This is a genomic window from Streptomyces sp. NPDC048275 (genome assembly GCF_040652275.1).
Taxonomy (GTDB): domain Bacteria; phylum Actinomycetota; class Actinomycetes; order Streptomycetales; family Streptomycetaceae; genus Streptomyces.
This window is the reverse complement of record NZ_JBEZLR010000091.1, coordinates 1-25,082: the sequence shown is the minus strand read 5'-3', so window position 1 is coordinate 25,082 and position 25,082 is coordinate 1. Positions and strand designations below refer to the sequence as shown.

Sequence of the window (25,082 nt, the reverse complement as noted above, 5' to 3'; positions counted from 1 at the left end):
ATGGCCCTCACCGCCACCCCGCGCACCGGCCTCCCGGCCCCGCCCGGGCCGTCCGGCTTCCCCGACTGGAGCCACACCGCCCACCAGGCCGCGCAGGCCGTGCCCGACCAAGCCGTCGACGCCTGCTGGCGGGCCCTGAACCACCTGTCCGCCGCCCAGCTCTACCTGACCGACAACCCCCGCCTCGCTCGCCCGCTCCGACCTGCGGACGTCAAGGAGACCCCTCGCGGGCACTGGGGCGTCTGCCCGCCCGTCAACTTCCTGCTCGCCCACCTCGGTCCGCTCACCGCCTGGCGGCCCGCCGGGTCCGAGTTGCTGGTGCTGCACGGCGCCGGGCACGCGGGACCGTCCGCGCTCGCGCACGCCTACCTCAACGGCACCCTGCACCTGACCGGGACCGGGCCGGGCTGGTCGATGCCGGAACTGAGGGCCTTGATCACCGGCTTCCCCCAATCCGGAGCGGTTCGGCGGGGAGATCACTCCACTCGTCCCCGGTGTCCGGCACACCGGCGGACAGCTCGGCCCCGCCCTTGCCGTCGCGCAGGGCATGGTGCTGGACGCCCCGCACCGCCTGGTCGTCCCGCTGATCGGGGACGGTGAACTGGAAACCGGTGCGACCGCGGCGGCCTGGATCGCACGCCGAGCTCTGGCCGGCAGCGGAGATCACGGGGCAGTGCTGCCGGTGGTACTGGCCAACGGCCTGAAGATGGGCGGCGTCTCCCTGCTGGCCGGCATGAGCGAGGACGAGGTACGCGGCTACTTCACCGGCCTCGGCTACGAGCCGCTGATCCACAACGGTGCCGACCTGCCCGGCTTTCGCCAGCTGCTGGCCGACGCCTTCACCCGGCTGCGGCCGCTCAGCGAGGGCGGGCGGCAGCCGGTGATCGTGCTGACCATGCCCAAGGGCCACACCGGACCGGAGCGGGTGGCCGGGCGGCAGATCATCGGAACCCCGGCCGTCCACAAGACCCCGCTGAAAGACCCCCGCCGCGACGACGCGGAGTTCGCGGCCCTGGCGGCCTGGCTTGCCTCCTATCGGCCGGCCGAGCTGTTCACCACCCAGGGCCGCCCGGCCGACCTGGTCCGCCAGGCGCTGCCGGGCCCCGCCGCCGAGCCGGAGACGGTGCGGCCGTCGGCGCCGCTCGCCTCCAAGGGGCCCCAGTCCTGGCCGGACGTGTCTGCGGTCGTCCGCGAACGCGCGGCGAACGGGGCGTTCCGCCTGTTCAGCCCGGACGAGATCGCCTCGAACCGGCTGGAGCTGTCGGCGGACGGTTCGCTGCCGCCCTGGGCGAGCGAGATCCTGAACGAGGAGATCTGCCACGGCTGGCTGCAGGGCTACACCGAGACCGGCCGGGACGCACTGCTGGCCACCTACGAAGCCTTCGCCCCGGTCAACACCAGCCTGCTTGTCCAGCACCTCAAGCACCGGCGCCTGCGCTACCTCACCGGGCAGGGCGGGCTGCCGTCGGTCAACTACCTGATCACCTCGCTGGGCTGGCGCAACACCTACACCCACCAGAACCCTGGCCTGGTCTCCTCGATGCTGGAGACCGAGGACGGTTTCGTACACGTCTACACCCCGGCGGACGCGATGCGGGCCGCCGCCGTCCTCGCGGTGATGCTGGCCGGGCACGACCGCGTCAACTTCCTGATCACCGACAAACACCCGGGCCCCTCGTTCCCGCCGGACCCGTTCCGCGACGAGCTCACCGACGGTGCCGCCGTCTGGCCCCACCTGAGCCACCACGGTCGCCCGGACCTCGTCCTCGCCTCGGCCGGCGACATCCCAGCCCGCGAGCTGTCCGCCGCCGTCACGCTGCTACGTCGGTCGCACCCCGAGATCAAGATCCGCTATCTGCATGTCAACGACCTCGCGGTCCTCGGCCCGGCCCCGCACTGGCCCTACGCTCTCCCCGAGAGGACCTTCACCCGCATGTTCGGCACCGACACCCCCGTCCTGATGGCCGTCCCCACCCATCCCGGCACGGTCCGCGCCCTGCTGGCCGCTCGTGGCGAGACGAGCCGGTTCCACGTCGTCGGCTACCGGGAACCCGCACGCCCCACTACTCCGGAGGGATTGCTGGAGCACTGTGGCCTCTCGGCCGCTTCCCTCTCCGCCCAGGCCGCCCTCATGATCAAGGAGCACAGCGGATGACGCCCCTCGATACGGCTTCCCGGCCCGACCCGAAGGTCCTGGACGCCTTCGAACGCGAAGGCTTCGTCGTCCTGCGCGACGTGATCGCCCCTGAGTGGCGCGAACAGGCCGCGGTCGCGGCGATGCGGCTGCTGGCCAGCGACCGCATCCGCGGACGGGACCGCAGCGTCGACGGCAAGGACGGCTTCCGCGGCATCGTCGCGATGGACGACGTCTTCCTGCCGCTGGTCACCAACCCGAAGGTGCTGCCCACCCTCGTCGCCCTGTTGAGCGCGAACCTGCAGCTGATGTCCAGCAACCTGATCTACATGCCGTCCATCCCGCCCGGCGACACGCGCACCATCCGCGTTCCCGAGCGGCACGGCTGGCACCGCGACATGAGCTCCACCAACCGCGACCTCGGCACCGAGGTTGTTCCGCGACTGTCGATCAAGGCCGCCTACTTCCTCAGCGACCTCACCCCCGACGCCGGCGTCACCGTGATCCTCCCCGGCAGCCACCCCGACGCCGGGCCCGTCACCGTCCCGGCCGGAGCCATCGACCCGCCCGGCGCGATCACCCCCGACGTCGGCCCTTGCGATGCGCTGCTGTTCGAGAACCGCACCTGGCACGCGGGCGGCCTGAACACCTCCGGCCACCCCCGCCTGGCAGTGATGATGCAGTACGGCTACCGCTGGCTCGCCCCGGTCGACGACCCGGCCCCCCACCTGTTGGACCGCGAGGACCTGACCGACATCGAGCGGCAGCTGTTCGGCCGACCAGACCGCCACCCCGACGGCTCCGTCGCACACGAAGGCGCCGGAGCCGCGCCCATGCGCACCTGGTGGCAGCACCTCAACCCGGACCCGGCTCGTTCTTCGGAATGACACCGCACTCGGCCAACTGGACGCGAAAGACTGAAGAGATGACCTCCTACACGCCTGACGAGCTGTTCACCTCCACCGCCCCCTACTACGCCCGTTTCCGGCCCGGCTACGACCAAGCCTTCTACGACATGCTGGCCGCGCGCTTCGCTCTCGACGGCACTCAGCGCGTCCTGGACCTGGGCACCGGCACCGGCGTGCTCGCGCTCCCCCTCGCCAGGTTCGTCGGCCACGTCACCGCCGTCGACCCCGAGCCCGGCATGCTCGACGAGGGCCGCAAGCTCGCCGCCGAGCAGGACATCACCAACATCGACTGGCGCCAAGGCGACTCCACCACCCTGCTCAGCATGGGCCTCGAACCGGTTCTGCTGACCGTGATGGGCGCGGCCTTCCACTGGATGAACCGAGATCAGACCCTGCGCGACCTCGACCAGCTCATCGAGCCGAACGGGGCCGTCGTCCTCGCCTCCGGCGGCGCCCCCGGCGACCTTGAGCCCGCCCCCTGGCTCCAGGTCATCGCCGATGTCCGCACCGGCTACCTCGGGCCCGAGCGCCGAGCCGGGTCGGGCACCTATTCCCACCCCAAGGAACGCCACCAGGACGTGCTGGCCCGCTCCCCGTTCTCCAACGTCGAAACCGCCCGCTGGGACCGCACCGTCACCCGCACCCTCGACGAAGTCATCGGCCTGCAGTTCTCCTACAGCTACTCCAGCCCCGCCCAACTCGGCGACCACAAGGACGCCTTCGAACGCGATCTGCGCCAGGCGCTCACCGAGTTCAACCCCGACGGCGTCTTCGACGAAGTCGTACGCACCGAAGCCATCATCGCCACCCGCCCCTGACGACTCGCGCTGAGTGGCCGCAATCGGCGCACGCGGCCGGCGACACGCCAGAGCAGCCGAACATCGGCCAGCGTCCCGCCGGACGGCTCCGTCCATCCGCTGCCGTCACCGCAGGCCGCCGACGGCTTCCTGACGAACATGGAAGCGATGGCACACTGATCTGCCCAACTTGCCCATCACGTCTGGGAGATCACCTGATGAACGCCACCCCCACCGCCGACGCCAAGCGCTCCGAACCAGCCGAGGATCGCACCGGCGGCTGCCTCTGCGGTCGCATCCGCTTCACCGCCCAGGGCCCCGCGGTGTTCCCCCACACCTGTGAGTGTGAACATTGCCAGAAACTCGGCGGCACCCCCGTGATGTGGTGGGTGGGCTTCAAGACGCTCACCTGGATCGGCGAGGGCGGCGAGCCGACCTGGTACGAGACCTTCCCCGGTGAGGCGAAGCGTGGCTTCTGTCCGACCTGTGGCAGCCGTGTCGCGGCGATCGACAGCGACATCCCGGAGATCGGCATCAACGTCACCGCCCTCGACGACACCAGCGGCGCAGACCTCGTGCCGATCCACGCGTCCTTCCATGGCAACGCCGTGGACTGGCTGCCTCCGGTGCCGGAGACCGAGCACAGCACGACCGGTTGACCGCCCGTCCACGCGCGTTTACGGCGCGACCTTCACTCGTGCGGGCTATTCAGCGGCTCCACCTGCACTTTTGACCACATGCGATGCCTAACCTTGCCCGTGACGGCGAGTGGTCAGCAGCGAGTTCCTGACCACCGTCTACGAGCCGGGGGCGTGGTGGAGGTTAGGGACGTGCGTCATGCGTACGGTCGTCGTGAGGTTCTGCGGGGCTTAGAGCTTGATCTGCGGCCTGGCGTGCTGGCCGGGATCGTCGGGGAGAACGGTGCGGGCAAGTCGACGCTGTTGAAGATTTTGTCCGGTGAGCTGCGTCCGCAGCGTGGCGCGGTCCGTCATGGAGCCCGTTTCGGCTACTGCCCACAGGACGTGGTGGTCAACGACGCCCTCACCGTGCGCCAGCATCTGGAGTTCTTCCGCGTCGCACGGGGGCTGCCTGATCTGCGGCACGCCGGGGAGGTCATGGAGGCGCTGCGGTTGACGGAGTACGCCGATGAGCGTGCCGGTCTGCTCAGTGGCGGAACCCGTCAGAAGCTGAACCTGACCCTTGCGCTGATGCATGACCCGCAGGTGCTGCTGCTGGACGAGCCCTACCAGGGTTTCGACTGGGACACCTACCAGCGCTTTTGGGACTTGGCGGCGCGGTTACGTGATGCGGGCCGCTCGGTCCTCGTCGTCTCGCATCTGGCCTATGACGCCGAGCGCCTGGACGAGTTGTGGCGGCTTCAGGACGGCGTCCTGCACCCCACCATGGCGGTGCCTGCGTGAGGCGCAACCTGCGTCTGTATGTGACAGCAGCCCGTTTCGACCTGGTCGAGCACACCCGCAACAGGCTCGCCATGGTCCTGGTCGCCCTGTTCATCCCCTGCTGGATCAGCCTGGCTTACGCCGTCATCCCCAGCAGGCCCCTGACCTTCAGGCTGCGCGCGACCGGCCTGCTCCTGGCACCCGCAGGCAACCAGATCACGCAGATCACCGGTGCCATCAACGCCGTCACCCTGATCACCGGGTTCATGATGTTCGCCGTCACGTTCAACGGCGGACGCTTCGACCGCCGCCTGGCCATGGCCGGCTACCCCCGCATCCATCTTGTCCTGGCCAAGACCACGTCACTGACCCTGGCCTCCGGCACCATCGCCGCCTATGCCGCCGCGGTGATCTGCACTGCCTGGAGCCCGCGCCAGCCTGTGCAGCTTGCCGCGGCCCTGTTCTGCGGAGCGATGACCTACGGCGCACTCGGGGTGGTCTTCGGCTCCCTGCTGCGCCGGGAAGTGGAGGGCATGTTCGCCCTGGTCATGACCAGCCTCGTCGATGTCGGCCTGCAAAGCCCTCTGGCCAGCGGCGGCACCAAAAGCGCTGCCGTGCAATTCCTGCCCACCTACGGCACCATGCAGGCCGCCACCGCCGCGGGCTTCACCCACACACCTCTGCCCGGCGATCTGGCCGTACAGATCCTGTGGTTCGCCGGCGCTGCACTTCTGAGCCTGCTTGCCTTCCACCGCCGCACCAAAGACGCCCTGACCACACGGCCGCCCTTCCGTCTGCCTTGGCCACCCAGGCACCGCCAACCTGCGAGCCCGGCACGGGCCACGTCGACAGCCCGCTGAGCAACGCCCGGGTGCGACGGCTCACACGGGCCCTCCGAAGGGAGGGTCGCGCCCTCAACGCAGAGCGAAGCGCCGGCCCCGGAAGAGAGCCGGTCGAGCAGAAAGGGTTGAAAGATGCTGGTAAGGCGATGGCTGGATGCGGCGGATATCACTGATCCCGTCCTTCGGCACTGCTACACGGTGTGCGTGCGAGAGCTGGCCAACGCCGACGGAGGGACGGCCCGTTATCACGGCCTGCGCAGCGCTCCCGCAGCGGCTCGGCCTCACGTGGCGGCACTGCTCGCACACGGGTGCCGCGCCGATCTCTGCGTCGACAGCGGCCCGGTCAAAGACCGTCAGCGGCACTTCACCGCATTTGTCGAGGACACCTGGGCGGCCTTCGCCGCCGGCGGCTCTCACGACCCCGTCCTGCACGCCACGGTCCACACCTACCGGACTTACGGTATGCACCTGTCGGTGATTGAGGACATGTTCAGCGCGATGCAGCGGGACCTCGACTTCCGTGACTTCCCCACGTTCGATGACCTGCGCCAGTGGTGCATGCAGATAACCGGTGGCCCGATGGCCATGGTCTACCGGGTGATGGGCGCCGCGACCGAACCCGCATATGAGCTGCTGGTACGCGAGTTCTCCGTGTCCGCACAGTTGACGGATGCGCTGCGCGACCTGTCGGAAGACCTCGACGACGGGCGCCTCTACCTGCCATTGGAGGACCTCGACCGGTTCAACGTGCGCGCCGAGGACATCAAGTCCAAACGCTGGACACCAGCTATGGCCGACCTCATCGCGTTCGAGGCCGAGCGGGTCACCGAGCAACTGCACAAAGCCCGTGATGTGGACCACGGTCCCGTGAGCGCCATCTGGCGCGCCCGCTGTGAGCACCTGGCCCTGCTCATCGCCGCCGTGCTGGCCGCGAGCCAGGACGTCCTCCACCGACCGGTGCAGCCTCCCCTGGGCACGCTGCTCGATGTGTGGCGCCCCGTCATGCGCACCGTGATCCCCTGCTGACCTGTGAAAGGACGCGCCGTGTCTCTTGCTGTGACTTCCACCGGCGACACGTACATTCCGCTCCTGGAGGCCGAGCTGCTGCGCTGGGTGGGCAGCGGCGACAGCCTGCTGGAGCTGGCCTGCCTGGACGCGCTGTTCCCCCCGGGCAAGCTCCTGCGCCCCGTGCTGTGCATGGAGTCGGCCAAAGCCGTCGGCGGCACCGCCGACCAGGTGCTGGCCTTCGCGGCCGGCATCGAATGCCTGCACGTCGCCAGCCTCATCCACGACGACATCATCGACCAGGACCCGGTACGACGCGGGCGGGCCTCCACCGCCGAGCAGTACGGCTTCGCCGAAGCCCTGGTGGCAGGCGATGGCCTGTCGATGGCCGGAGTCGCGGCCCTGCTCAGTTCCGGCCCCGCCGAGCGCGTGCTGCAGGCAGCACGGTTCACCATCGAGGCCCTGCGCCACATGTGCCAGGGCCTCATGCGCGAAACCGAAATCCGCGGCGACCTGACCTGCGGAGTGCCGACCGTCCTGAACATCATGCAAGCCAAGACCGCCGCGCTGACCGGCGCCGCGTGCCAGGCCGGCGCCATCCTGGTCGGAGCAACCCCACAGCAGCACCAGGCCCTGCGCCAGTACGGAGAACACCTCGGCATGGCCTTCCAGATCCGTGACGACCTGCTCCCCTACACCACCGAGGACCAGGTCACCGGCAAGACAGCCACCAGCGACGTCGCCAACCTCCAACCCACCCTGCCCGTCCTGCTCGCCTACGAAGCCGCCGACGAAGCTGACCGCAACCGCCTGACCACCGTATTCCGCGGCGGCACCGACCCCGCAACCGCACACCGAGACATTCTCGCTGTGCTGACACGCACCGGCGCTCTCGCCAAGGCGACCCGGATGGCATCCTCCTGCGCCGAACAAGCACGCGCCGAACTCACCGGCCTGCCACACTCCACCCAGCTCGCCGAACTGGCCACATCAGCAGCCGACCGCCAGCGCTGACATAGCGTCAGTCACGGCTCGGCGAAGCCCCATCGACGTCTACTGCCGCACCCACACAGCCTCAGGCGTAGGCGAAAGATCTGAACACATCAACTTGACCGGGTACCTGCGCCTACGAACACTGCCAGAAACCCGGCCGCACCCCCGTGATGTGGTGGGTGGGCTTCGAGACGGTCACCTGGACCGGTGAGAGCGAGCCGACCTGGTACGAGACCTTCGGGGGTGAGGCGAAGCGCCGTTTCTGCTCGACCTGTGGCAGCCGTGTCGCGGCGATCGACAGCGACATCCCGGAGATCGGCATCAACGTCACCGCCCTCGACGACACCACCGGCAAAGACCTTGTGCCCAGCCACACCTCCTTCCGCGACAACGCCGTGCACTGGCTGCCTCCGGTGCCGGAGACCGAGCACAGCGCGGCTGGTTGACCGCCCGTCCGCTGGCCGGCGGCTTCACCCGCACCCTCGATGGTCCCGGCCAGCATCCTGTCCCCGCCCACCGGCAGGGCGCCAGCTCCCGGGCTGAGACCCAAAGCGGGATCTGCTCGGCCAGGATGACGGAGAACTCTGCGAGGGCCGCGCGGTAGTCCGAAACGTTCAGGGATGCTTAACCAGGACGGCTTCAGAAAGGCACTGGGCTACTTCCTAGAGGAATTCAGGCCGTCGAGACCTGACGAGAAGGGAGCGACCGACCACCGCAGGAAGAGAACTGCGGGCCGCCTCGAAGAATCTGGGTGGGTGGGAAATCAGCGGCGAACTGAGAGTCGCCCAACACAGGTTCATCAATTTCTTCGAAGCGGCCTACATCGCGCCAGCGAATGAGACACAGTCTTCCTGACGGGAGCGGCTCTTCCCAACCGTTGGGTGGCCGTCTCACTCCTTCGACGGCTGCCACCGCACAGAGGAGCACAAGTGCTGAACACATGGACTTGACAGGGAATTGTGTTCCTGCGAGCACGACACCCGGATCTCTGGCGGGTCGGCCGTGTTGTGGGTGGGATTCCGCAGGGAGGTGTTGCTCTGGACCGGACCCGGCGGCGAGCCCACCTTGTACTCGACCTGGCCGACCCTGCACCGCGGCTTTTGCCCGCGCTGCGTTATGCAAGCGGAACGCGTGTCCAGAGATGTGGTGTCTCACGGATGGCGCGGTACGAAGGAGTGGTGCCGGGCCGACAGCTGCCAGGGTAAGAAGCCGACGTGTCATACACGCCGCCCTCCACCGCCGTCAGCAATGCGGCGCCCACGGGTCGTCGTACCCGGCCGGGTCGGGCTGTTCGGGATGGAGCATCTCTCGGATGCAGTGTCGCAGCCCCGTTTCGCCGGACCTGCTGGCAGCGGCCATCCAGGGCAGGGCGTCCATAGCGTGGGCGCGCTCGTCGGAGGCGAGGTCGTCGACGGCGGCGCAAAGATCGTCAGGGGTGGGTTCGTCGGTGAGGCAGAGCCAGCCGATCGCGGCGGCCAGTCGGACCTCAGGTACCTGTGTCCGGTCCCGCCACAGCTCTCGGATCCACTCGGTGGTCGGTGGGTGGGGGTGGTTACGGGTGGCTTCGGCGGTGGCGAGGACCAGGGCAGCACGGACGATCGGGTCTTGTTCGGTGCCGAGCCAGGTGCGGAAGGCGGCACGGACCGCGCGGTCGGGGTCGGCGGCGGTCGCCAGCGCGTAGGCGGCGCGGATGCGGGTTGCGGGGCCGGGGTCGTTGAGGAGGGGCAGCAGGAGGGCGGTGTCGGCGGTGATCACGGCCCGGGCGGCGGCGACCGACCAGCCTGCCGGGTAGCCGGTCACCTCGACGCCGTAATCGTCGTAGAGGGTGTCGTCCCGGGTGTCGGCGCGGTGGAGCAGAAGTTCGTTGCGGGAGGCGACGCCGAAGTGGCGGGCGCGGGCAGGGGAGGAGACTTCGGCGAGCGCGTCGGCATGGTGGGGGTGGCGGGTGTCGGCGGCTATCCGGATCAGGAACGGTACGGCGAGCACGGTCGCGGCCCGCATGTCGTTGGCGCACATGCCGCTCACAACGCCCGTTCCGGTGCGAAGGGGAGAGTCGCCGGTGTGCAGCAGGTGAACGGCCTCTCTGACGTGATCCCCCTGTGGGAAGTGCTCCCAGGGAACTTCGTCGAGCAGGAATCCGTCCATGGCCTCGGGCCGAATAGCGGCCGCCACCGCCCGCACGTCGAACGGGCCGCCCACGAACGAGGACAGCTCCGCCCCGTCCACCAACGCCCGGCACATCGCGAACGTCGGATCGGTCCGCCACTCGCCCACGTCACACCCCCATCTCATCGCCGATTCTAGTTGGAGCCGATCATGCCCGAGCGGGCCGGCCTCGGTGCCGAAGTGCTGCGACTGCGCTGCGAGGCGGGCACCAGGCCGGCCATTTCCGAGGCAGGACGCGGGGACGGGTGATCATCAGGCCCGCCTGCTCGAGGCCGGACGCTGAATGACAAGCGAAGCGGGGCAGCCACTGGTGGGGCACGACGATCAGGGAGCTGATGGCTTCCGAAGCGGCCGGACACTGCCACCGGTCGCTTCGGCGATCTGACCTCGAAGGGCGACCGCGTCGACCTCCAGCTCGGCATTGCGCAAGGCCAGGACCTGGATCTGGTTCGCGTAGACGGTGACGGTGGCCTTCAACTCACGGACCTCCTCGGCCTTCTCTCGGCGAAACTCGCGCAGTTCCTTCCGCAGCCGGGTCACCTCGGCCTTGAGCTCGTCAACCTCGGGACGCTTGGCGTCGGGGGCGGTCAGGATTTCCTTGATGACGCTGGCGACAGGCGAGCGGTAGTAGGACGCCCGGGAGACGCCCGCCTCGGCGGCGATGTTCACGACGTTGACGGAGCCGTCCGTGATCTCCGGGCGGCCGTCCAGCAGCCGCTCGAACGCGCGCATGATGTCCCGGTCCATGTCGCTCAGCTCTTGTTCGCGGGAGAGTTGGGCGAAGACAGTCTGGGGAGTGCGTGGGCCGGTCACTGGTTGCTGCCTTCCTCGTCGGTGAGTTCAGCGACCAAGCTATCGAGGGTGGTTTGGTACTCGCGGATGGCGATTTCCTGGAAGTGAGGAAGGTCCCTGGCGTCCTTGAACTCCTCGCGAGCGAGGTCTCGCGTGAGCTGGATTCGGGGAAGATGGACCGCCGACCGACGGGAGTTAGGGCAGGTCACGCACATGTTGAGCATCGGTAGGGGCTGCCGGATGGTCTTGGCTCGCTTGCCGCAAACGGCGGTCTCCGCATGGTGGAAGCAGTCGTTCAGTGCGCCGGGGTGCAGGGTGCGGGTCAGGTGCCGCAGCATCGTTCGGAGCCGTTCCGGGCTGGCGACGGCCCCTGGCAGGTCGCCGAGCTCGGCCCGGATGCGGTCGAACTCGGCCTCAACACGCTTGTCCGCGCCGCCGGAGGACCGGCCGCCTTCGTTCCAGTCGTGGTAGAGGTCCTCGACGTAGTCCAACCGGGCGACGGCCTTGTCGGCGGCGACCTCATCGGCAAATCCGGAGGCCGAGGTTCCTAATGGTGGAGTCGGGTATTGGAACTGCCCGAGTACCTGTCTGATCCGCACCTTGTGTTCCTTGTGGTGGCTGGGTCTGCGCGCCTCAAGGGGAGTGAGCGTGGCAGGGCCCGGGAAAATCGAGTGCCACGTGAAGGGCGGACCGCCAGGATGAGGATCATGACTGGTGAGACGCGCGTGGGGAGCTGGCAGGACGTGGGAGTGGCGGGGCGCCCGCTTGCCTTGGTCACGGGGGCGGGACGTTCGGCGGGGATCGCGGCGTCCGTGGTACTGAATCTGGCCCGGGCCGGTTGGGACGTGGCCTTCACGTACTGGACTCCGTATGACGCGCGGATGCAGTGGGGCATGGAGCCGGGTGCGCCCGAAGAGCTGCGGAAGAAGGTGGCGTCCCATGGGGCGAGAACGCTTGCGGTCGAGGCGGACCTGAGCGACCCGGCGGTGCCGGCTCAGCTCTTCGACAGCGTCGAGCGGGAGCTGGGGAACGTCACGGCGCTGGTGCTCTGCCATTGCGAGTCGGTTGACTCCGGCTTGCTGGACACCACTGTGGAGAGCTTCGACCTGCATTTTGCGGTCAACGCGCGGGCAACGTGGCTGCTGATCCGGGAGTACGGACTGCGATTCCGCGGGCAGCACGGAAGCGGGCGGATCGTCAGCCTGACCAGCGACCACACCGCTGGCAACCTGCCCTATGGGGCGAGCAAGGGGGCAATGGACCGGATCACGCTGGCCGCCGCCCGCGAGCTTGCCCATCTGGGAGTGACCTGTAACGCGATCAATCCCGGGCCGACTGACACCGGGTGGATGACCGAAGAGCAAAAGGCGGACATGATCCGCTTCACGCCCCTGGGACGCCTCGGTGTGCCGCAGGACTGCGCGAATCTGGTCACGTTCCTCTGCTCGGCAGAGGGCGGATGGATCAACGCCCAGCTTCTCCAGAGCAATGGTGGTCTCGGGTAGCCAAGCGCATGAGGCAAGACTCACGGGATCTTCCGGCTGGCGACGTCGGCGGCATAGGCGGCCCAGTCCCCGGCCGATGCTTTCTGCCACTGGACGGCGACCTTGATGTGGACGCCGAGCATCCGGGCGAGGATCGCGGCGGGAAGCTCGGTCGCGAGTGTGAACAGCGCAGTGGACCGATCCTGCTTGGGTCGTATTCCGATGTTGTGGAGGCGCTTGCCGATCTGGCTGTCGGTGAGAGGGCGCCCTGGATGGCCGCCCGGGAACAGCCAGGGGGCATCGTCCGGAGTGCCGATCTTGGCCTTGCCGCGGCGGGTCGCGACGAGCTCGCGGACCAGGCTGGCCAGCGGCGCGGGGAGGACGACCGGCGAGCTGCCGAATATGATCGTGACGGTGTCGCCGTCGATGTGGACGTCGGCAACGGTGAGTTGACTGATGGTGGCGATCTTCTGTGCGTAGAGGATCAGCAGCAGTCCGGCGACGCGGTCCGGGGTCGGCAGTGAGTCGTCGTTGAGGAGGCGCCGTGCATCGTCCCAGCGTTTCTCACTGTCGATGGTGCCCTGTGGGCCGGTCCAGCGGACGGTGCCGTAGGTGAGTCCGCGGGCATGCCGGTGCTGTACCGACCAGCGCACGAAGTGGCCGGTCTCGTCGCGATAGCTGACCGTGGCATCGGCCATCCAACGTTCCAGGTCCAGCTGGGTGCAGGTCCCCAGCGTCAGCCCTTCGCTGTTGAGCCAGGTGAGGAAGCTGTCGGCTGCGGTGACGTGGCAGCGAACGTTCAGGTCCTGGAGTCGAGTCGCGTGCTCTTCGGCAAGGCGTCGTCGGAGCCGGCGCATGTGGTGCCAGACCGCGTAGCCGTGCAGGATCCGGCGCTCGGCGAGATCGGTGCGGGCCTGGACTGTCTCGGCGACCCATTTCTCCAGGGCGATGAGCCGTTCGTCGCGAGGCGGAAGGGTGCCGGTCGCGACCAGCACACTGCGCAAGTAGGCCAGCACTTTGCCCGGGGGCAGTTCGTCGAGGACCTCGTGTGTGACGGGCCTTTCGTCGCGTCCTATGCGCTCCAGGAGGTCGCGCGCCTTCGAGCGAGAGACCCAGGCAACGGCGACATCCGGGCGTTCGACACTCATCAACGCCGCGTGGAACAAAGCGAGTTCAGGGCGGATGGCTCCGGTGGCGTCACCGAGGAGGTCGCGTACTTGCTGATCGAGGACGCATCGCTGGCAAGGGCGGGGGCTGAGCTGCCAGGTGGTGGTGCAGACCGGGCAGCGGCCCCAGAAGTCGGGGTCAGGGTTGGTGCACTTCGCGCACAACGGCGCCTCCCAGGTGCCGCCGCGGGCCTGGGCGACGGTGCCGCAGCCGCTGCAGGTCACCCATCGGTGCTGGCAGCGTTCGCACCACGGCTGGCCGGTGGCCCGGGACATCTCGCAGGGCGCCATCCGCCCGCAGATGCCGCACTCAGCGGTGATCCTTGGGCGGCAGTTGTTGCAGCGCGGGCCGTCGGGCAGCCGGTTCGCGACGGGCATGCGTCGGCGGCAGCCGACGCACTCCTTCAGGTTCGCGGGCTGTCTGATCATGCAGTTCGGACACAGCGGCCGCCCATCGGTGTCGCGGGTGGCAGGCTCGCGCACGGCTCCGCAGCCGGAGCAGGGGACGGCCGCGTGGCGGGCGAAGCAGGCCCGGCAGATCCTCTTGCCCTCCAGCAGTTTGGACAGCGCCTTCACCTCGTGGCAGCGCGGGTAGGCCGGCCGGACAACCTTGGTCGCCCCGGCCTCGACGAGCTCGTTGATGAACCGCAGGGCAGCCGGGGTGGGGGCTTCGTAACCGGCGCCGGTCAGCAGCTCGGGGCGGGCGACGACGGCCCAGGCCAGGCGCCGCTGCCCGGCGGGCCGGACGGTGGCTCGTCCGAGAGCGGCCAGGACCGCGTCGTCGGTGAGGGCGGGATCGAGGCTCGTGACCAGCTTGGTCAGTTCCCGAAGCGGATCGCCGTCGGTGTCGGGGCAGTTCTGGCAGCGGGGCTCGCCGTTGCGGTCCCGGCTGACGACGCGTCGTTCTTCGTGGCAGCCCGCGCAGACGGCCGGCTTGTCGAAGCAGGGCGAGCATCCCCACCGTCCGCCGGTGCTGCTGCCGACGTAGCGGCATGCGCGTCCGCATTCGCCGCAGCGGGGCAGTGCGACGTCCTGGGCTCCGGCGTCGTGCAGGGCCATCAGCAGTTTCGCGACGCAGTAGGGTGCCGGTGGCTGTCCGGTCCGTAGCAGCGACGGAGCGTCGTGCAGGGCCTGGGCGAGGCTGCGGCGGCCTGCTCGTGCGCGTACGACCGTGCAGACGACGTCGCGGACGTGCTCGGCGGTCAGGTGTTTTTCGACGTTCCCGACGAGCCGCACGACCAGGCCGACTGGATCCGCGACGACCTCCTCGGCGAGACCGGTCACCGGTCGACTCCGCTGATCCGAGCCCGCCGGGGCCGCAGTTCTCCGACTCCTTCGGCAACCGAAGTCCCTCCCGCAGCAGCTTTCTTCGGCCTCTTCGCGGAGCCGGCCACGGCGATGGGCTCGATGAGATCGTTCATGGCGAAGCCGAGGATGTCGAGCAGGGCCATGAGGATCTTCAGGCTAAGGCGTTCGGGCCTTTCGACGACGAGCCGGTAGACCTGGCTCGACGACAGTGTGATGCCGCGTTCCTTCAGTGGCGGGATGAGGTCGGTGGTGGAGAACATCCCGCGGTCCGCCATGACCTTGCGCAGGTGCCAGTGGTAGTCGAGCTTGGCGGCCATCATCGGGTCCTTCCTCGTCAGACGCCGGCGAACGCCGGGGCCAGGGCCTTGCTCAGGGCAGTGTTCATGAAGTCGTCGCTGACGTGCGTGTAGATGGCCGTGGAGCTGTCACACTCGTGACCGACCTGCTGCTGAATGAAGCGCCGGTCCACCCCGTCCTCGGTCAGATGCGTGACGTAAGAATGACGAATTGAGTGCGGAACTAGTTCTTTGGGGAGCTTTAGGGCGTCTCGGTATGCCTCGAACCGGTCGTTGATCGAGCTCGGCTGCAGGCGTCCCCCGCGTTCGGTGATCCACAGAGCCGGGTGATCGGGGAACCCGAAGCGCGGCCGGACGTTCTCGACGTAGTCCTCGACCGCCTCGACGGCCCAGTCCATCACCGACAGCACGTTCCACGTGCATCGTGAAATCGCAGGTCGCGGGTCTGGTGTGAGTGACGATTCGGGGGCTCGTGCCGGTCGGCGGCTGTTGTCTGTGCCGTAGATCATCGGGCAGGTCCGGTTCCGACGGTCTGCCGGGTTCGGCTGCGCCCGTGGCCGACCCCCGCCAACGTCCGCCAGCAGGGCGGCACGTCATGAGACCGCGGGAGGCTGCGGAGATGCAGGAGCGGCAGTGGATCACCGCTCGCCGGAGCGAACTGGACGCCCTCGCCGAGCGGTTGACCAAGTAGTTGCAGGAGTTGCAGGTCGAGCGGGAGGAACTGGCGATCGCGGAGCGGGTTTTGAATCGTTTGGCCGAGCAGGCCCAAGCCGATATCGAGGCGGTCGCTCCGGTATCGGCGAAGGTGGCCGGGCGGGCGGTACTGCTGATCCCGCACCGCAGCGACGTGGCCGACGAGGGTGCACTGCCGGGCGACTACCGCAAGATCCTGGCGATCGTGCGGGAAGCGGACGGCCCGGTGCAGGTCAGGGCGGTTGGCGAGCGGCTGGGCCTGGACGCGTCGGTGCGCGGCAGGCTGGAGCCGCTGCGGGCGAAGAGGACCAAGCTCGCCGACCGTGGCTGGCTGCACAAGCGCCCTGACGGGCGGTTCACCGCACGTCCATAGCTGGGCGGGGCTGGGGGCTGCAATCGTCATCCGACAAGACTCGCCCGATTCCCAACCGGTTGACGTATTCCGATATGGGAATATGATGGCTGCCATGGCACGAGCAGCGACGACGTCGGACGCGTTCAACGCGATCGCCGAGCCGCAGCGCCGGGACATCCTGGCGCTGCTGCGGGCGGGTGAGCGGCCGGTGACCGACCTGGCCCAGGAACTGGGGATGAACCAGCCGCAGGCGTCCAAGCACCTGCGGGTGCTCCGGGAGGTCGGGCTGGTGCGGGTCCGCGGGGCGGGCAAGCAGCGCCTCTACGGCCTGGACGCCCGCGGGCTGCGGCCCGTCCACGAGTGGGTCGGCGGATTCGAGAGGTTCTGGAACGAGAGCTTCGACCGGCTGGACACCTATGTGCAGGACCTCAAGCAGACACAGCAGGAGGAATGACCGATGGCAAGGGCAAGGCAAGAAACGCCGGCGGAGCCGGCGACGGCCGACCGGGAGATCGTGATCTCCCGGGTCATCGACGCCCCGCGGGAGCTGGTGTTCGAGGCGTTCACCGAGGTCCGGCACCTGTCGCGGTGGTGGGGTCCGGAGGGGTTCACCACCACCACGCGGTCCTTCGAGTTCCGCGAGGGCGGGGAGTGGGACTTCGTGCTGCACGCCCCGGACGGGACCGACTACTCCGAGTGGATCCGCTGGCTGCGGATCGCCCCGCCGGAGCGGATCGCGCTGCTGCACGGTGAGTCCCGCGACGACCCGAACGCCTTCGAGTCCTTCCTGACCTTCGCGCCCGACGGCGCGGCGACCCGGATCGTGATGCGCACGGTGTTCCCCACCAAGGAACTGCGCGACGAGGCGGTCGAGAAGTACCACGCGATCGAGGGCGGCCAGCAGACCCTGAGCAACCTGGCGGCCTACGTCACCGAGATCGTTCGGAAGGGGGCGGAGCGCTGATGGCCGGGAAGGTGTTCTTCAGCGTGTCGATGTCGCTGGACGGGTTCATCGCGCCCGAGTCCCTCGGGGACTTGATGGGGCAGCAGTGGATGGAACTGCAGCAGTGGATCTTCCCGCAGCGGTTCTTCCGGGAGAACCTGAAGCTGGGCGAGGGCGGCGAGGAGGGTCGCGACAACGACATCGTGCGGGAGACGTTCGAGCGCACCGGCGCGAGCGTCATGGGCAAGCGCATGTTCGACGCCGGCGAGCAGATGTGGCCGGAGGAGGCGCCGTTCCACACGCCGGTCTTCGTCGTGACGCACACCAAGCGTGACCCCTGGGAGCGGCCGGGCGGGACCACGTTCCACTTCGTCAACGACGGCATCGAGACCGCGCTCGACCAGGCCCGCGAGGCCGCCGGCGACCGCGACGTCCGCATCGCGGGCGGCGGCGCGACGATCCTGGAGTACGTGAACGCCGGCCTGATCGACGAGTTCTCGATCGCGCTGTCGCCCGTGCTGTTCGGCTCCGGAATCCGCCTGTTCGAGGGCGTGGACGCGTCCAGGGTCGCGCTGGAGCCAGTCCGTTCGGAGCCGTCGTCGCGGGTGACGCACCTGACCTACGCCGTGCACCCACGGTAGCCGCGCCATCACTCCACCTCAGCGACCCGAGCACCCACGGCGCACACGCTTGAATCAGCAGGCCACCATGGCCAACTGTGAATAGCTGTGTAACTGGCGGGCCCCCGGCGGCAGTTGAGTTTGATGTGAAGAAAAACAACGGTCTCACCGAGGGGTCCTGACGGACTTGGTCGAGCGCCACCCTGAACTATCTCGCCGGCCTGATACGCGGCCACCTGAAGAAGATCGGCTCGCGGTGGCGGGCCCAGCCCGCGGGTAAGATCGCCAGCATCGTGCTGGCGGTCCTGCGGTGGATCCGGGCTGAGTGAAGCGGGGTCCAACGCCTCCCGGATCGACGTCCGGTACGTCTGTGAGCACGTCCATTGTCAGTGCGGTGCGCTTTGCTGTCCGCCATGGAGCTCACGCAAGAGACTGTCAACGACCTGCTGGCCCAACTCGGCTCGGGAGACGGCTACATGTACCTGCCCGGCGACCTGGACCCGCAGGACCTGATCGACCTGCTCGACGGCAGGTACGGCGCCGCGCGCACCCTTGTCCTCGACGGCTTCACCGATCCGACGGTCGACGAGTCCAGGGGCGCGGCTCTTCTCGTCCCCTTCGAGGACCGGGCGGTGAAGATAAGGGCGTGGGCGTACGGGGATCAGTGGGTCGGCACGGGTACGGCGCGGGACGCCGAGGGGGACGAGCGGCCGGTGTTGGTGGTCGCTCACAGGGAGGTGCCAGAACCCTTGACGGTCGCTCCGGACGAGGACGTCGACTGGATGGAGCGGCTCATACGGATCACCGGCTGGGTACCGCCCGCCCAGCGGCCGGACGTGGACTGGGCGGGGATGGCGTCACGCCTGGGCACCGCGCTGCCGAGCGACTACAAGCGCATGGTCGAGACGTTCGGCGAGGGTGCCTTCGACGGATTTTTGGACCTGCACCAGGAGCCGTGGACGAGTCTCAGGCAGGACGGCCTGCTCATCTGGGCGAGCACTGAGCACAAGAACCTGTACTGCTGGAGGGTCGACGGTGACGACCCCGACCGCTGGCCCGTCGTGGTCCATTCCTTCGACGGCGAGGACGTCCCCTTCGACTGCCAGGCCGCGGAGTTCGTCTGCCGCATCCTCATCGACCCGCACCACCCGTTCACGATGGCCCGCTATTTCGACACCCACTGGTTCATGAACTACCGGGAGAGCGACTGACCGAACCCCGCCGCCAACGGCATCCGCAGCCCGGTCGGCGGCGCTTCGGGGAACGTGGCAGAAACACTCGTCTGCCATGACAGACTCGCCAATTGAAATGAGGTCTTAAAGAGCGTTTTGTCCCGCTAGTAGTGTTTGGTTCGAGGTTCAGGTGTCGCGCCAGTTCGGGGTGGATTCGCGGGTGAGGCGTCGGCTTATGAGGTCGATCATCGCGACGTGGGTTATGGCTTCGGAGCGGTGGGGGTGGGTTTCGTAGTCGCGTGCGAGGCGGCGGTGGTGCATGAGCCGGCCGAAGGTCCGCTCGACAACCCGGCGTCGGGGGATGACCTTGAATCCTTTGACGCCGGGGTCGCGTTGGACGACTTCGACGTCGATGCCGAGGCGGGCGCCATGGTCGATGGCTTTCGTTCGGTAACCGGTGTCGGCCCAGGCCTTGGTCACGCAGGGGTTCGCGGCGGCGATGCGGGATAGCAGGTGGATGCCGCCGGCGTTGTCGGAGACGCTGGCGGCGGTGACCCAGACAGCCAGCAGGAGGCCGAGAGTGTCGACGCCGATATGGCGCTTGCGGCCTGCGATTTCCTTGCCCGCGTCGATGCCTTGGCCGGTCGCGGGCACGTTGGCGGATGTCTTGATGCTCTGTGCGTCCAGCACACAGGCGCTCGGCTCGACGTTGCGGCCTTCGGCTTCGCGCACCAGACGACGCAGGAGGTCGTTGAGCTGGGCGAAGATGCCCTCCTTCTGCCAGGCGGCGAAGTACCCGTACACCGTCTCCCAGGGGGCGAAGTCGTGTGGCAGGTAGCGCCAGGGGATCCCGGTGCGGTCGACGTACAGGATGGCGTCCATGATGCGGCGCAGGTCATGCTCGGGCGGGCGACCGATGTCCAGGCCCTTGCCCCTCCGCTCGACCCGCCATGCTGTGAGCGTGGGCTCGATCAACTCCCAGCGGGCTTCGGACAGATCACTGGGATACGGGCGGTGTCGCGTCATGTTTCGGTAGTACCGTCGGACGCGGTGCATCCCCAGGGCACAAACGGGGTTAACCGGGGGCGCTTTGGGATCAGACAGGAGCGAGTTGACCGAAACTGGCCGACGCGTGATGTCACCTGCCACATACGCCGCATCGAGAACTTCCGCCTCAGCTATCCCAGGCTGACTCGCCCTCCAGGCAGGGACCAAACACTACTGGCAGGACAAAACGCTCTTTCAGACTGCGTTTGAGATCTACGCCGATCGTGGATGGAGGGATGTTCTAGCCTCTGCTGGTGAGCGATGCGCGCGTCCCCTTTGTCGGCGACTTCAGAGAGCTTGAACAGGGCAGCCCAGACGGGCCGTCGCTGCGGTCCGCGGTCAAGGTCGAGGCGTCGGCGAATGCTCGTGAGCTGGTCGAATACCTGCGGCACGGTGCCCTGCTGGCTGCGACGACCACGCTCGTGCGTGACGTTCTGAGCCCCGACAACGCTGTGATCGGCGGACTGCACCTGCTGACGGACGGGTGCTGGCTTTGGTACTCGGACCTGGCCCACTACGTCGAGCGCTACCACGTGACACTCGACCCGCAGTTCATCGCGCACGCGCAAGCCAACGGCTGGACGGTCCCACAGCTCGATGACGCGGACCTGCTCGCATTGGAGGCGATCCTTCTCGGTGACGATGTGGACTGAGCCGATCCCCCTACGAGCCAGGCGTCTGTCCCGCTGCCGAGACCTGGGTGAGCGGTCGGGGACCCGGTCGTGCAGCAGGACCTGTGCGCGTGAGCCGGCGCACCATGATGCCGATCATTGCCCAACGAATCATGGTCTCCGAGTGAGCCGGGCTGGCTTCGTAGTCGCGGGCCAGGCGCCGGTGGGCGGTGAGCCACGAAAAAGTGCGTTCCACCGCCCACCGCTTCGGCTGTACCTGGAATCCTCGCTGACCGGGGTCTTTGCGAACGACCTCTACCTCGCGGCCGAGGATCTGCGCGGCCCAGTCGACCAGGCGGCCGGCGAAGCCCTGGTCCGCCCAAATCTTCCGGACGCTCGGGTGGTCAAGGCGCGTCCACAGCAACGGGTGCCTGCCCCCATCGCGGTCCTGAACGTTCGCCGCGACGACATGGACGGCCAAGAGCAGACCGAGGGTGTCGGTGACGATGAACCGCTTGCGGCCCTTAACCTTCTTGCCCGCGTCAAAGCGTCTCTCCCCGAGTGACGCGCCGTCGCCCACATCGGCCACCGCCTGCGCAGCCGACTCCCACACTTTGTTCATGCCACCACCCTCACCGGCAGCGAGGCCGGACGGACGCTGGGCGAAAGGCGTGAACAAGTCCCTATCAGCACGCGCTCTACCTGCACTGATGCGCTGAACCACCGGCATTGCAGCTCAGAGCAATGCCGGTGATTTCGTAAGCGGGGTCGGGGGTCGGGGGCCTTCCCTGCGCCGAGTCAGTGGGTGGCGAGGAGCTCGAGTGTGTCGATCACACGGTTCGAGAAGCCCCACTCGTTGTCGTACCACGCGACCACCTTGACGTGGCGGCCCTCGACGCGGGTGAGGGCCGAGTCGAAGATCGACGAGGCGGGATTGCCCACAATGTCGGAGGAGACGAGCGGGTCGTCCGAGTACTCGAGGATGCCGGCGAGCGGTCCATCCGCCGCGGCGCGGTACGCCGCCAGCACGTCGTCGCGCGTCACGTCGCGGGCGACGGTCGTGTTGAGTTCGACGATCGAGCCCACCGGTACCGGAACGCGGATCGAGTCGCCCGACAGCTTGCCCTCGAGGTTCGGCAGCACCAGGCCGATCGCCTTGGCGGCGCCGGTCGTGGTCGGCACGATGTTGACACCGGCGGCCCGGGCGCGACGGGCGTCGCGGTGCGGACCGTCCTGCAGGTTCTGCTCCTGCGTATAGGCGTGCACCGTCGTCATGAACCCGTGCTCGATACCGGCGAGCTCGTCGAGGACCGCGGCCAGCGGCGCGAGCGCGTTGGTGGTGCAAGAGGCGTTCGAGACGATCGTGTGTACGGCCGCGTCGTAGGCGTCGGTGTTGACCCCGAACGCGAGCGTGACGTCGGCGCCGTCCGACGGCGCACTGACGAGTACCTTCCTCGCGCCCGCGTCGAGGTGGGCCCGGGCGGCCTTCGCCGAGGTGAAGCGGCCGGTGGCTTCCAGGACGATGTCGACGCCGAGTTCGGCCCACGGCAGCTGCGCCGGTTCGCGCTCGGCCAGCACCGTGATCCGACGGCCGTCGACGATGAGAGCGTCCCCGTCGACAGTCACCGGGCGCCCTAGCCGGCCGGCCGTGCTGTCGTAGGCGAGCAGCCGGGCGAGAGTGGCGGGCTCCGTCAGATCGTTGACGGCGACGACCTCGAGGGCGCTGTCGCGCTCCAGCAGTGCGCGCAGCACATTGCGTCCGATGCGGCCGAATCCGTTGATGGCAATGCGAGTCATGAGTGATGTACCTTCCCTTCGCCACCATGCTCGTCCGCGGCTGGCACCGCTGACAGTGGCGATATCGCCACGGTTCGAAAGGATCCCGCCACGCGGTTCCGGGCGGGTTACTCGCCCGGGGTGAAGGTCCGCCGGTACTCGCTCGGCGTGGTGCCGAGGATGCGCTGGAAGTGCAGCCGCAGATTCGCACCGGTGCCGAGCCCGACATCGGCAGCGATCTGCTCGACGCTGCGCTGCGAACGCTCGAGCAGCTCGCGGGCCATGTCGATACGGGCTCGCATCACCCACTGCATCGGCGTGTAGCCGGTCTCCTCGACGAAGCGCCGCGAGAACGTACGCGGCGAGACCCCCGCCTGCCGCGCCAGTATGTCGAGCGTGAGGGGCTCGCCGAGCCGGTGCAGCGCCCACTCGCGGGTGGCGGCGAACCGCTCGCCGAACGGCTCAGGGACGCTGCGCGGCACGTACTGCGCCTGACCGCCACTGCGGTAGGGGGCTGCGACCAATCTCCGGGCCGCGTGGTTCGATGCAGCCACCCCGAGGTCGCCGCGCAGAATGTGCAGGCACAGGTCGATGCCCGAGGCGGCGCCAGCCGACGTCAGCACGCTGCCCTCATCGACGAACAGCACGTTCTCGTCGACCTGAACGAGCGGGTGCCTCGCCACCAGCGCCCGTGCGTAGTGCCAGTGCGTCGTGGCGCGCCTGCCGTCGAGCAGCCCCGTGGCGGCGAGCGCGAAGGCGCCCGTCGAGATGGCGGCGAGCCGCGCGCCCCGGTCGTGGGCGGCGATCAGTGCGTCGACGACGGTCTGCGGCGGATCGTCACGGTCCGGGAACCGGTAGCCGGGGACGAAGACGATGTCGGCCCACTCCAGTGCGTCAAGTCCATGGCCGACGTAGTACGCGAGGCCATCGCCACCGGTCACGAGACCAGGTGTCGCCCCGCACACCCGCACCTCGTACGGCATGCTCGCGCGGGTCGTGAAAACCTGCGCGGGAATTCCGACATCGAGCGGCTTCGCACCCTCAAGCACAAGAACGGCGACGCGACGCAGGCGGGAGGGTGGCACATGGAACAGCATACGAGGGAGTGCGGGGCTGTCCTGTTCGCCTTGATTGATGCGACTGCTTTTGAGTTAGCTCGGGAGCGGTTGACGAGATCCCGCCGATTTGCATGATCGGTCGGGATCTTCGTCATTTCCGGGGCTTGTTCGAGCCTGTTCGGGGTGATGGATGACGGCGGTCGCCAGCGGGGGCTGGGTTGGTGTGCTGCCACAGGCTGCTGAGGGCATAGCGGCCAGCCCCGGGGGCCGGGGCCGGCCGCGATCAGGTGTTGGGGTTGTTCTGCGCTTGGGGTTTCACCGGGTGGGCGGAGGAGGCCGTCCGGTCCGCGCGGGCGGGGCTTTCTCCGACTGCGCTGGTGGCCGCAGGAGGGTGTCGGCGTAGTCGGTATCGGTAAGTTGGGCGCCGGTGCGCTGGTAGAGCCACGTTTCGAGGATGTCGAGGTTGCCGACGGTGACCATGAGGGCGACCAGGATGGTTTGGGCGACCTGGCTCGGACTTGCCGAAGACAGCGGGGAGTTTGTCCGTCGGTGGCGCGCTGAGCCCTTCGTTCTGGGGGAGCTGGACGGTGGGCCGGGTGGCGTGTTGGCGGCGGTCGCTGACATCGATCACCGCAGCCGACGGGCCCGGGGTGCGGGGGGCGGAGCCGGGCATCGTGCCCCTGTTTGGTCGCCAGGGAGCCGTCGACGAGCAAGGGCTCCCTGCCGGCTGCCCTGTGGTCCGCGGTCATCGACCTTGTGGTCCAGGGCGAGGCGGTAGCCGAGGCATCGTACGGGGTCTGGAATTGCTCGGGGGAGCAGCCGGTGTTGGCGCGGTCGGCGGCGCAGGTGCCCAGCGGGACCTTCGACGCCGACGTGGTGTGCCGCTTGCCGGACCGGCTCACCGGCCGCTTCGACCGCTGGGTCCATATCGTCGTGGACGGCCTCGCCGCGCACCGATCTCGCAAGATCGGCACTTGGCTCGCCGATCACCCCGAATGCGTCGAGCTGCACTTCCTGCCGTCGTAATCGCCGGAGCTGAACCCCGACGAGCTGGTCAACGCCGACCTCAACGGAGCATTCCGATGCACAGCGGGGCCCACGATCCGCCCCATCAGGCCCTCGAACTCCCGCGCCGAATGTTTCCGCACCAGGCAACGTTTTCCCATCAAGGAGCGACGTCCGGTGGGTGCTCTCGCCGCACCGGCCGAAAGCCCTCGTACTGGACGTACTTGGGCTTTCGTCCGGTGCGGCGAGTGGGAGCACCTCCCACGCCCTTGAGGTAGTGGGGGAGCGTGCTGGGCGTCGCGGCGGGGCGAACGTTGCCTGCCGCGGCATTAGCGTCCGGGGCGGTCAGTAGTGGCTTCCTCGGTCGTGTCCCGCGACGTGGTGTAGGGGATCAAGCGCTACGCGTTCCAGTTCGAGGCCGTGTCCCGCGACGTGGTGTAGGGGATCAAGAGCTACGCGTTCCGGTTCGAGACCCGTGGCGATCTCTGCGGAGACTGCAGCCCACGAAGCG

27 protein-coding genes and 2 pseudogenes are annotated in these 25,082 nt (G+C 68.4%); 19 read left to right on the top strand and 10 right to left on the bottom strand.

Features of this window, described 5'->3' with window-relative positions; all coding sequences use genetic code 11:
- The 11 genes and pseudogenes from AB0D57_RS36790 to AB0D57_RS36740 all read left to right on the top strand — a co-directional run bounded on the left by AB0D57_RS36790 (window position 1) and on the right by AB0D57_RS36740 (window position 8,525).
- Complete coding sequence (locus AB0D57_RS36790) at window positions 1-600, top strand: hypothetical protein (protein ID WP_362083602.1); 600 nt, start codon at window positions 1-3, stop codon at window positions 598-600.
- Window positions 518-1,561: pseudogene (locus AB0D57_RS36785) on the top strand (phosphoketolase); the annotation flags it as partial. The gene AB0D57_RS36790 and the pseudogene AB0D57_RS36785, both read left to right, overlap by 83 nt.
- Window positions 1,541-2,155, top strand: a complete 615-nt coding sequence (locus AB0D57_RS36780; RefSeq protein WP_362083653.1) for a hypothetical protein — start codon at window positions 1,541-1,543, stop codon at window positions 2,153-2,155. The pseudogene AB0D57_RS36785 and the gene AB0D57_RS36780, both read left to right, overlap by 21 nt.
- The gene (locus tag AB0D57_RS36775) at window positions 2,152-3,021 is read left to right on the top strand and encodes a phytanoyl-CoA dioxygenase family protein (RefSeq protein WP_362083599.1); all 870 of its coding nucleotides are present in this window, start codon (window positions 2,152-2,154) and stop codon (window positions 3,019-3,021) included. Before AB0D57_RS36780 ends, AB0D57_RS36775 begins: the two co-directional genes overlap by 4 nt.
- Window positions 3,022-3,059: 38 nt before the next feature.
- Window positions 3,060-3,860, top strand: a complete 801-nt coding sequence (locus tag AB0D57_RS36770) for a class I SAM-dependent methyltransferase (protein ID WP_362083596.1) — start codon at window positions 3,060-3,062, stop codon at window positions 3,858-3,860.
- Window positions 3,861-4,057: 197 nt separating this feature from the next.
- On the top strand, window positions 4,058-4,498 hold the full coding sequence (locus tag AB0D57_RS36765) for a GFA family protein (RefSeq protein ID WP_362083593.1): 441 nt from the start codon (window positions 4,058-4,060) through the stop codon (window positions 4,496-4,498).
- 156 nt (window positions 4,499-4,654) lie between these two features.
- A complete protein-coding gene (locus AB0D57_RS36760) occupies window positions 4,655-5,260 on the top strand; it encodes an ABC transporter ATP-binding protein (protein ID WP_362083650.1) in 606 nt (201 codons plus the stop codon).
- Window positions 5,257-6,099 carry an ABC transporter permease gene (locus tag AB0D57_RS36755; RefSeq protein ID WP_362083591.1) on the top strand — a complete coding sequence of 281 codons (843 nt, stop codon included), beginning with the start codon at window positions 5,257-5,259 and terminating at the stop codon, window positions 6,097-6,099. Before AB0D57_RS36760 ends, AB0D57_RS36755 begins: the two co-directional genes overlap by 4 nt.
- Before the next feature lie 186 nt (window positions 6,100-6,285).
- The gene (locus tag AB0D57_RS36750) at window positions 6,286-7,107 is read left to right on the top strand and encodes a squalene/phytoene synthase family protein (protein ID WP_362083588.1); all 822 of its coding nucleotides are present in this window, start codon (window positions 6,286-6,288) and stop codon (window positions 7,105-7,107) included.
- Window positions 7,108-7,125: 18 nt separating this feature from the next.
- The gene (locus tag AB0D57_RS36745; RefSeq protein WP_362083585.1) at window positions 7,126-8,100 is read left to right on the top strand and encodes a polyprenyl synthetase family protein; all 975 of its coding nucleotides are present in this window, start codon (window positions 7,126-7,128) and stop codon (window positions 8,098-8,100) included.
- Window positions 8,101-8,258: 158 nt separating this feature from the next.
- Window positions 8,259-8,525, top strand: a complete 267-nt coding sequence (locus AB0D57_RS36740; protein WP_362083582.1) for an aldehyde-activating protein — start codon at window positions 8,259-8,261, stop codon at window positions 8,523-8,525.
- Between the two features lie 796 nt (window positions 8,526-9,321).
- Here the strand turns inward: AB0D57_RS36740 and AB0D57_RS36735 are convergent.
- The 3 genes from AB0D57_RS36735 to AB0D57_RS36725 form a co-directional block, all read right to left on the bottom strand.
- On the bottom strand, window positions 9,322-10,353 hold the full coding sequence (locus AB0D57_RS36735) for a hypothetical protein (RefSeq protein ID WP_362083579.1): 1,032 nt from the start codon (window positions 10,351-10,353) through the stop codon (window positions 9,322-9,324).
- Window positions 10,354-10,569: 216 nt separating this feature from the next.
- The gene (locus AB0D57_RS36730; RefSeq protein WP_362083576.1) at window positions 10,570-11,058 is read right to left on the bottom strand and encodes a hypothetical protein; all 489 of its coding nucleotides are present in this window, start codon (window positions 11,056-11,058) and stop codon (window positions 10,570-10,572) included.
- Complete coding sequence (locus AB0D57_RS36725; RefSeq protein ID WP_362083573.1) at window positions 11,055-11,636, bottom strand: hypothetical protein; 582 nt, start codon at window positions 11,634-11,636, stop codon at window positions 11,055-11,057. Before AB0D57_RS36725 ends, AB0D57_RS36730 begins: the two co-directional genes overlap by 4 nt.
- 108 nt (window positions 11,637-11,744) lie before the next feature.
- On the opposite strand from AB0D57_RS36725, the gene AB0D57_RS36720 reads away from it, so the two are divergent.
- Window positions 11,745-12,542, top strand: coding sequence for an SDR family oxidoreductase (locus tag AB0D57_RS36720; protein WP_362083570.1), 798 nt, complete (start codon window positions 11,745-11,747; stop codon window positions 12,540-12,542).
- 20 nt (window positions 12,543-12,562) lie between these two features.
- Here the strand turns inward: AB0D57_RS36720 and AB0D57_RS36715 are convergent, their stop codons facing one another.
- The 3 genes from AB0D57_RS36715 to AB0D57_RS36705 are packed head-to-tail and all read right to left on the bottom strand — an operon-like array spanning window position 12,563 to window position 15,689.
- Entirely contained in the window at window positions 12,563-14,971 is a 2,409-nt protein-coding gene (locus tag AB0D57_RS36715) for a site-specific integrase (RefSeq protein ID WP_362083567.1), read from the bottom strand.
- Window positions 14,968-15,312: a helix-turn-helix transcriptional regulator gene (locus tag AB0D57_RS36710; RefSeq protein ID WP_362083647.1), complete on the bottom strand. Its 345-nt coding sequence runs from the start codon at window positions 15,310-15,312 to the stop codon at window positions 14,968-14,970. The genes AB0D57_RS36715 and AB0D57_RS36710 overlap by 4 nt, the downstream gene beginning before the upstream one ends.
- 17 nt (window positions 15,313-15,329) lie before the next feature.
- Entirely contained in the window at window positions 15,330-15,689 is a 360-nt protein-coding gene (locus tag AB0D57_RS36705) for a tyrosine-type recombinase/integrase (RefSeq protein ID WP_362083564.1), read from the bottom strand.
- A gap of 293 nt (window positions 15,690-15,982) precedes the next feature.
- Here AB0D57_RS36705 and AB0D57_RS36700 point away from each other — a divergent pair, with 293 nt between their 5' ends.
- From AB0D57_RS36700 to AB0D57_RS36680, 5 genes are all read left to right on the top strand, one after another.
- Complete coding sequence (locus tag AB0D57_RS36700) at window positions 15,983-16,357, top strand: hypothetical protein (RefSeq protein ID WP_362083561.1); 375 nt, start codon at window positions 15,983-15,985, stop codon at window positions 16,355-16,357.
- Window positions 16,358-16,451: 94 nt separating this feature from the next.
- The gene (locus AB0D57_RS36695; RefSeq protein ID WP_362083558.1) at window positions 16,452-16,793 is read left to right on the top strand and encodes a metalloregulator ArsR/SmtB family transcription factor; all 342 of its coding nucleotides are present in this window, start codon (window positions 16,452-16,454) and stop codon (window positions 16,791-16,793) included.
- 3 nt (window positions 16,794-16,796) lie between these two features.
- Window positions 16,797-17,303, top strand: coding sequence for an SRPBCC family protein (locus AB0D57_RS36690; protein WP_362083555.1), 507 nt, complete (start codon window positions 16,797-16,799; stop codon window positions 17,301-17,303).
- Window positions 17,303-17,923: a dihydrofolate reductase family protein gene (locus AB0D57_RS36685; protein ID WP_362083552.1), complete on the top strand. Its 621-nt coding sequence runs from the start codon at window positions 17,303-17,305 to the stop codon at window positions 17,921-17,923. The genes AB0D57_RS36690 and AB0D57_RS36685 overlap by 1 nt, the downstream gene beginning before the upstream one ends.
- Before the next feature lie 392 nt (window positions 17,924-18,315).
- On the top strand, window positions 18,316-19,113 hold the full coding sequence (locus AB0D57_RS36680) for a hypothetical protein (RefSeq protein WP_362083549.1): 798 nt from the start codon (window positions 18,316-18,318) through the stop codon (window positions 19,111-19,113).
- 147 nt (window positions 19,114-19,260) lie between these two features.
- Here AB0D57_RS36680 and AB0D57_RS36675 read toward each other — a convergent pair whose 3' ends face one another.
- Window positions 19,261-20,100 (bottom strand): IS5 family transposase, encoded by an 840-nt coding sequence (locus tag AB0D57_RS36675; protein WP_362083546.1) that lies wholly within the window; start codon window positions 20,098-20,100, stop codon window positions 19,261-19,263.
- A 275-nt stretch (window positions 20,101-20,375) separates the two neighbouring features.
- Between AB0D57_RS36675 and AB0D57_RS36670 the strand changes: the two genes are divergently transcribed.
- Entirely contained in the window at window positions 20,376-20,774 is a 399-nt protein-coding gene (locus AB0D57_RS36670; RefSeq protein WP_362083543.1) for a hypothetical protein, read from the top strand.
- A 10-nt stretch (window positions 20,775-20,784) separates the two neighbouring features.
- Here AB0D57_RS36670 and AB0D57_RS36665 read toward each other — a convergent pair.
- The 3 genes and pseudogenes from AB0D57_RS36665 to AB0D57_RS36655 form a co-directional block, all read right to left on the bottom strand.
- Window positions 20,785-21,279, bottom strand: a pseudogene (locus AB0D57_RS36665) (transposase); the annotation flags it as partial.
- Between the two features lie 251 nt (window positions 21,280-21,530).
- A complete protein-coding gene (gap, locus tag AB0D57_RS36660; RefSeq protein ID WP_362083539.1) occupies window positions 21,531-22,529 on the bottom strand; it encodes a type I glyceraldehyde-3-phosphate dehydrogenase in 999 nt (332 codons plus the stop codon).
- Window positions 22,530-22,636: 107 nt separating this feature from the next.
- Window positions 22,637-23,605: a helix-turn-helix domain-containing protein gene (locus tag AB0D57_RS36655; protein WP_362083536.1), complete on the bottom strand. Its 969-nt coding sequence runs from the start codon at window positions 23,603-23,605 to the stop codon at window positions 22,637-22,639.
- A gap of 645 nt (window positions 23,606-24,250) precedes the next feature.
- Here AB0D57_RS36655 and AB0D57_RS36650 point away from each other — a divergent pair.
- A complete protein-coding gene (locus AB0D57_RS36650; protein WP_362083533.1) occupies window positions 24,251-24,592 on the top strand; it encodes a hypothetical protein in 342 nt (113 codons plus the stop codon).
- The last annotated feature ends 490 nt before the right edge of the window (window positions 24,593-25,082 follow it).

Excerpts from the sequence above, each read along its gene's own strand:
- AB0D57_RS36790 (WP_362083602.1), top strand. The coding sequence starts at position 1 with ATGGCCCTCACCGCCACCCCGCGCACCGGCCTCCCGGCCCCGCCCGGG.
- AB0D57_RS36780 (WP_362083653.1), top strand. The coding sequence starts at position 1,541 with ATGCTGGAGACCGAGGACGGTTTCGTACACGTCTACACCCCGGCGGAC.
- AB0D57_RS36775 (WP_362083599.1), top strand. The coding sequence starts at position 2,152 with ATGACGCCCCTCGATACGGCTTCCCGGCCCGACCCGAAGGTCCTGGAC.
- AB0D57_RS36770 (WP_362083596.1), top strand. The coding sequence starts at position 3,060 with ATGACCTCCTACACGCCTGACGAGCTGTTCACCTCCACCGCCCCCTAC.
- AB0D57_RS36765 (WP_362083593.1), top strand. The coding sequence starts at position 4,058 with ATGAACGCCACCCCCACCGCCGACGCCAAGCGCTCCGAACCAGCCGAG.
- AB0D57_RS36720 (WP_362083570.1), top strand. The coding sequence starts at position 11,745 with ATGACTGGTGAGACGCGCGTGGGGAGCTGGCAGGACGTGGGAGTGGCG.
- AB0D57_RS36710 (WP_362083647.1), bottom strand. The coding sequence starts at position 15,312 with ATGGCCGCCAAGCTCGACTACCACTGGCACCTGCGCAAGGTCATGGCG.
- AB0D57_RS36705 (WP_362083564.1), bottom strand. The coding sequence starts at position 15,689 with ATGGACTGGGCCGTCGAGGCGGTCGAGGACTACGTCGAGAACGTCCGG.
- AB0D57_RS36695 (WP_362083558.1), top strand. The coding sequence starts at position 16,452 with ATGGCACGAGCAGCGACGACGTCGGACGCGTTCAACGCGATCGCCGAG.
- AB0D57_RS36690 (WP_362083555.1), top strand. The coding sequence starts at position 16,797 with ATGGCAAGGGCAAGGCAAGAAACGCCGGCGGAGCCGGCGACGGCCGAC.
- AB0D57_RS36685 (WP_362083552.1), top strand. The coding sequence starts at position 17,303 with ATGGCCGGGAAGGTGTTCTTCAGCGTGTCGATGTCGCTGGACGGGTTC.
- AB0D57_RS36680 (WP_362083549.1), top strand. The coding sequence starts at position 18,316 with ATGGAGCTCACGCAAGAGACTGTCAACGACCTGCTGGCCCAACTCGGC.
- AB0D57_RS36675 (WP_362083546.1), bottom strand. The coding sequence starts at position 20,100 with ATGACGCGACACCGCCCGTATCCCAGTGATCTGTCCGAAGCCCGCTGG.
- gap (WP_362083539.1), bottom strand. The coding sequence starts at position 22,529 with ATGACTCGCATTGCCATCAACGGATTCGGCCGCATCGGACGCAATGTG.
- AB0D57_RS36655 (WP_362083536.1), bottom strand. The coding sequence starts at position 23,605 with ATGCTGTTCCATGTGCCACCCTCCCGCCTGCGTCGCGTCGCCGTTCTT.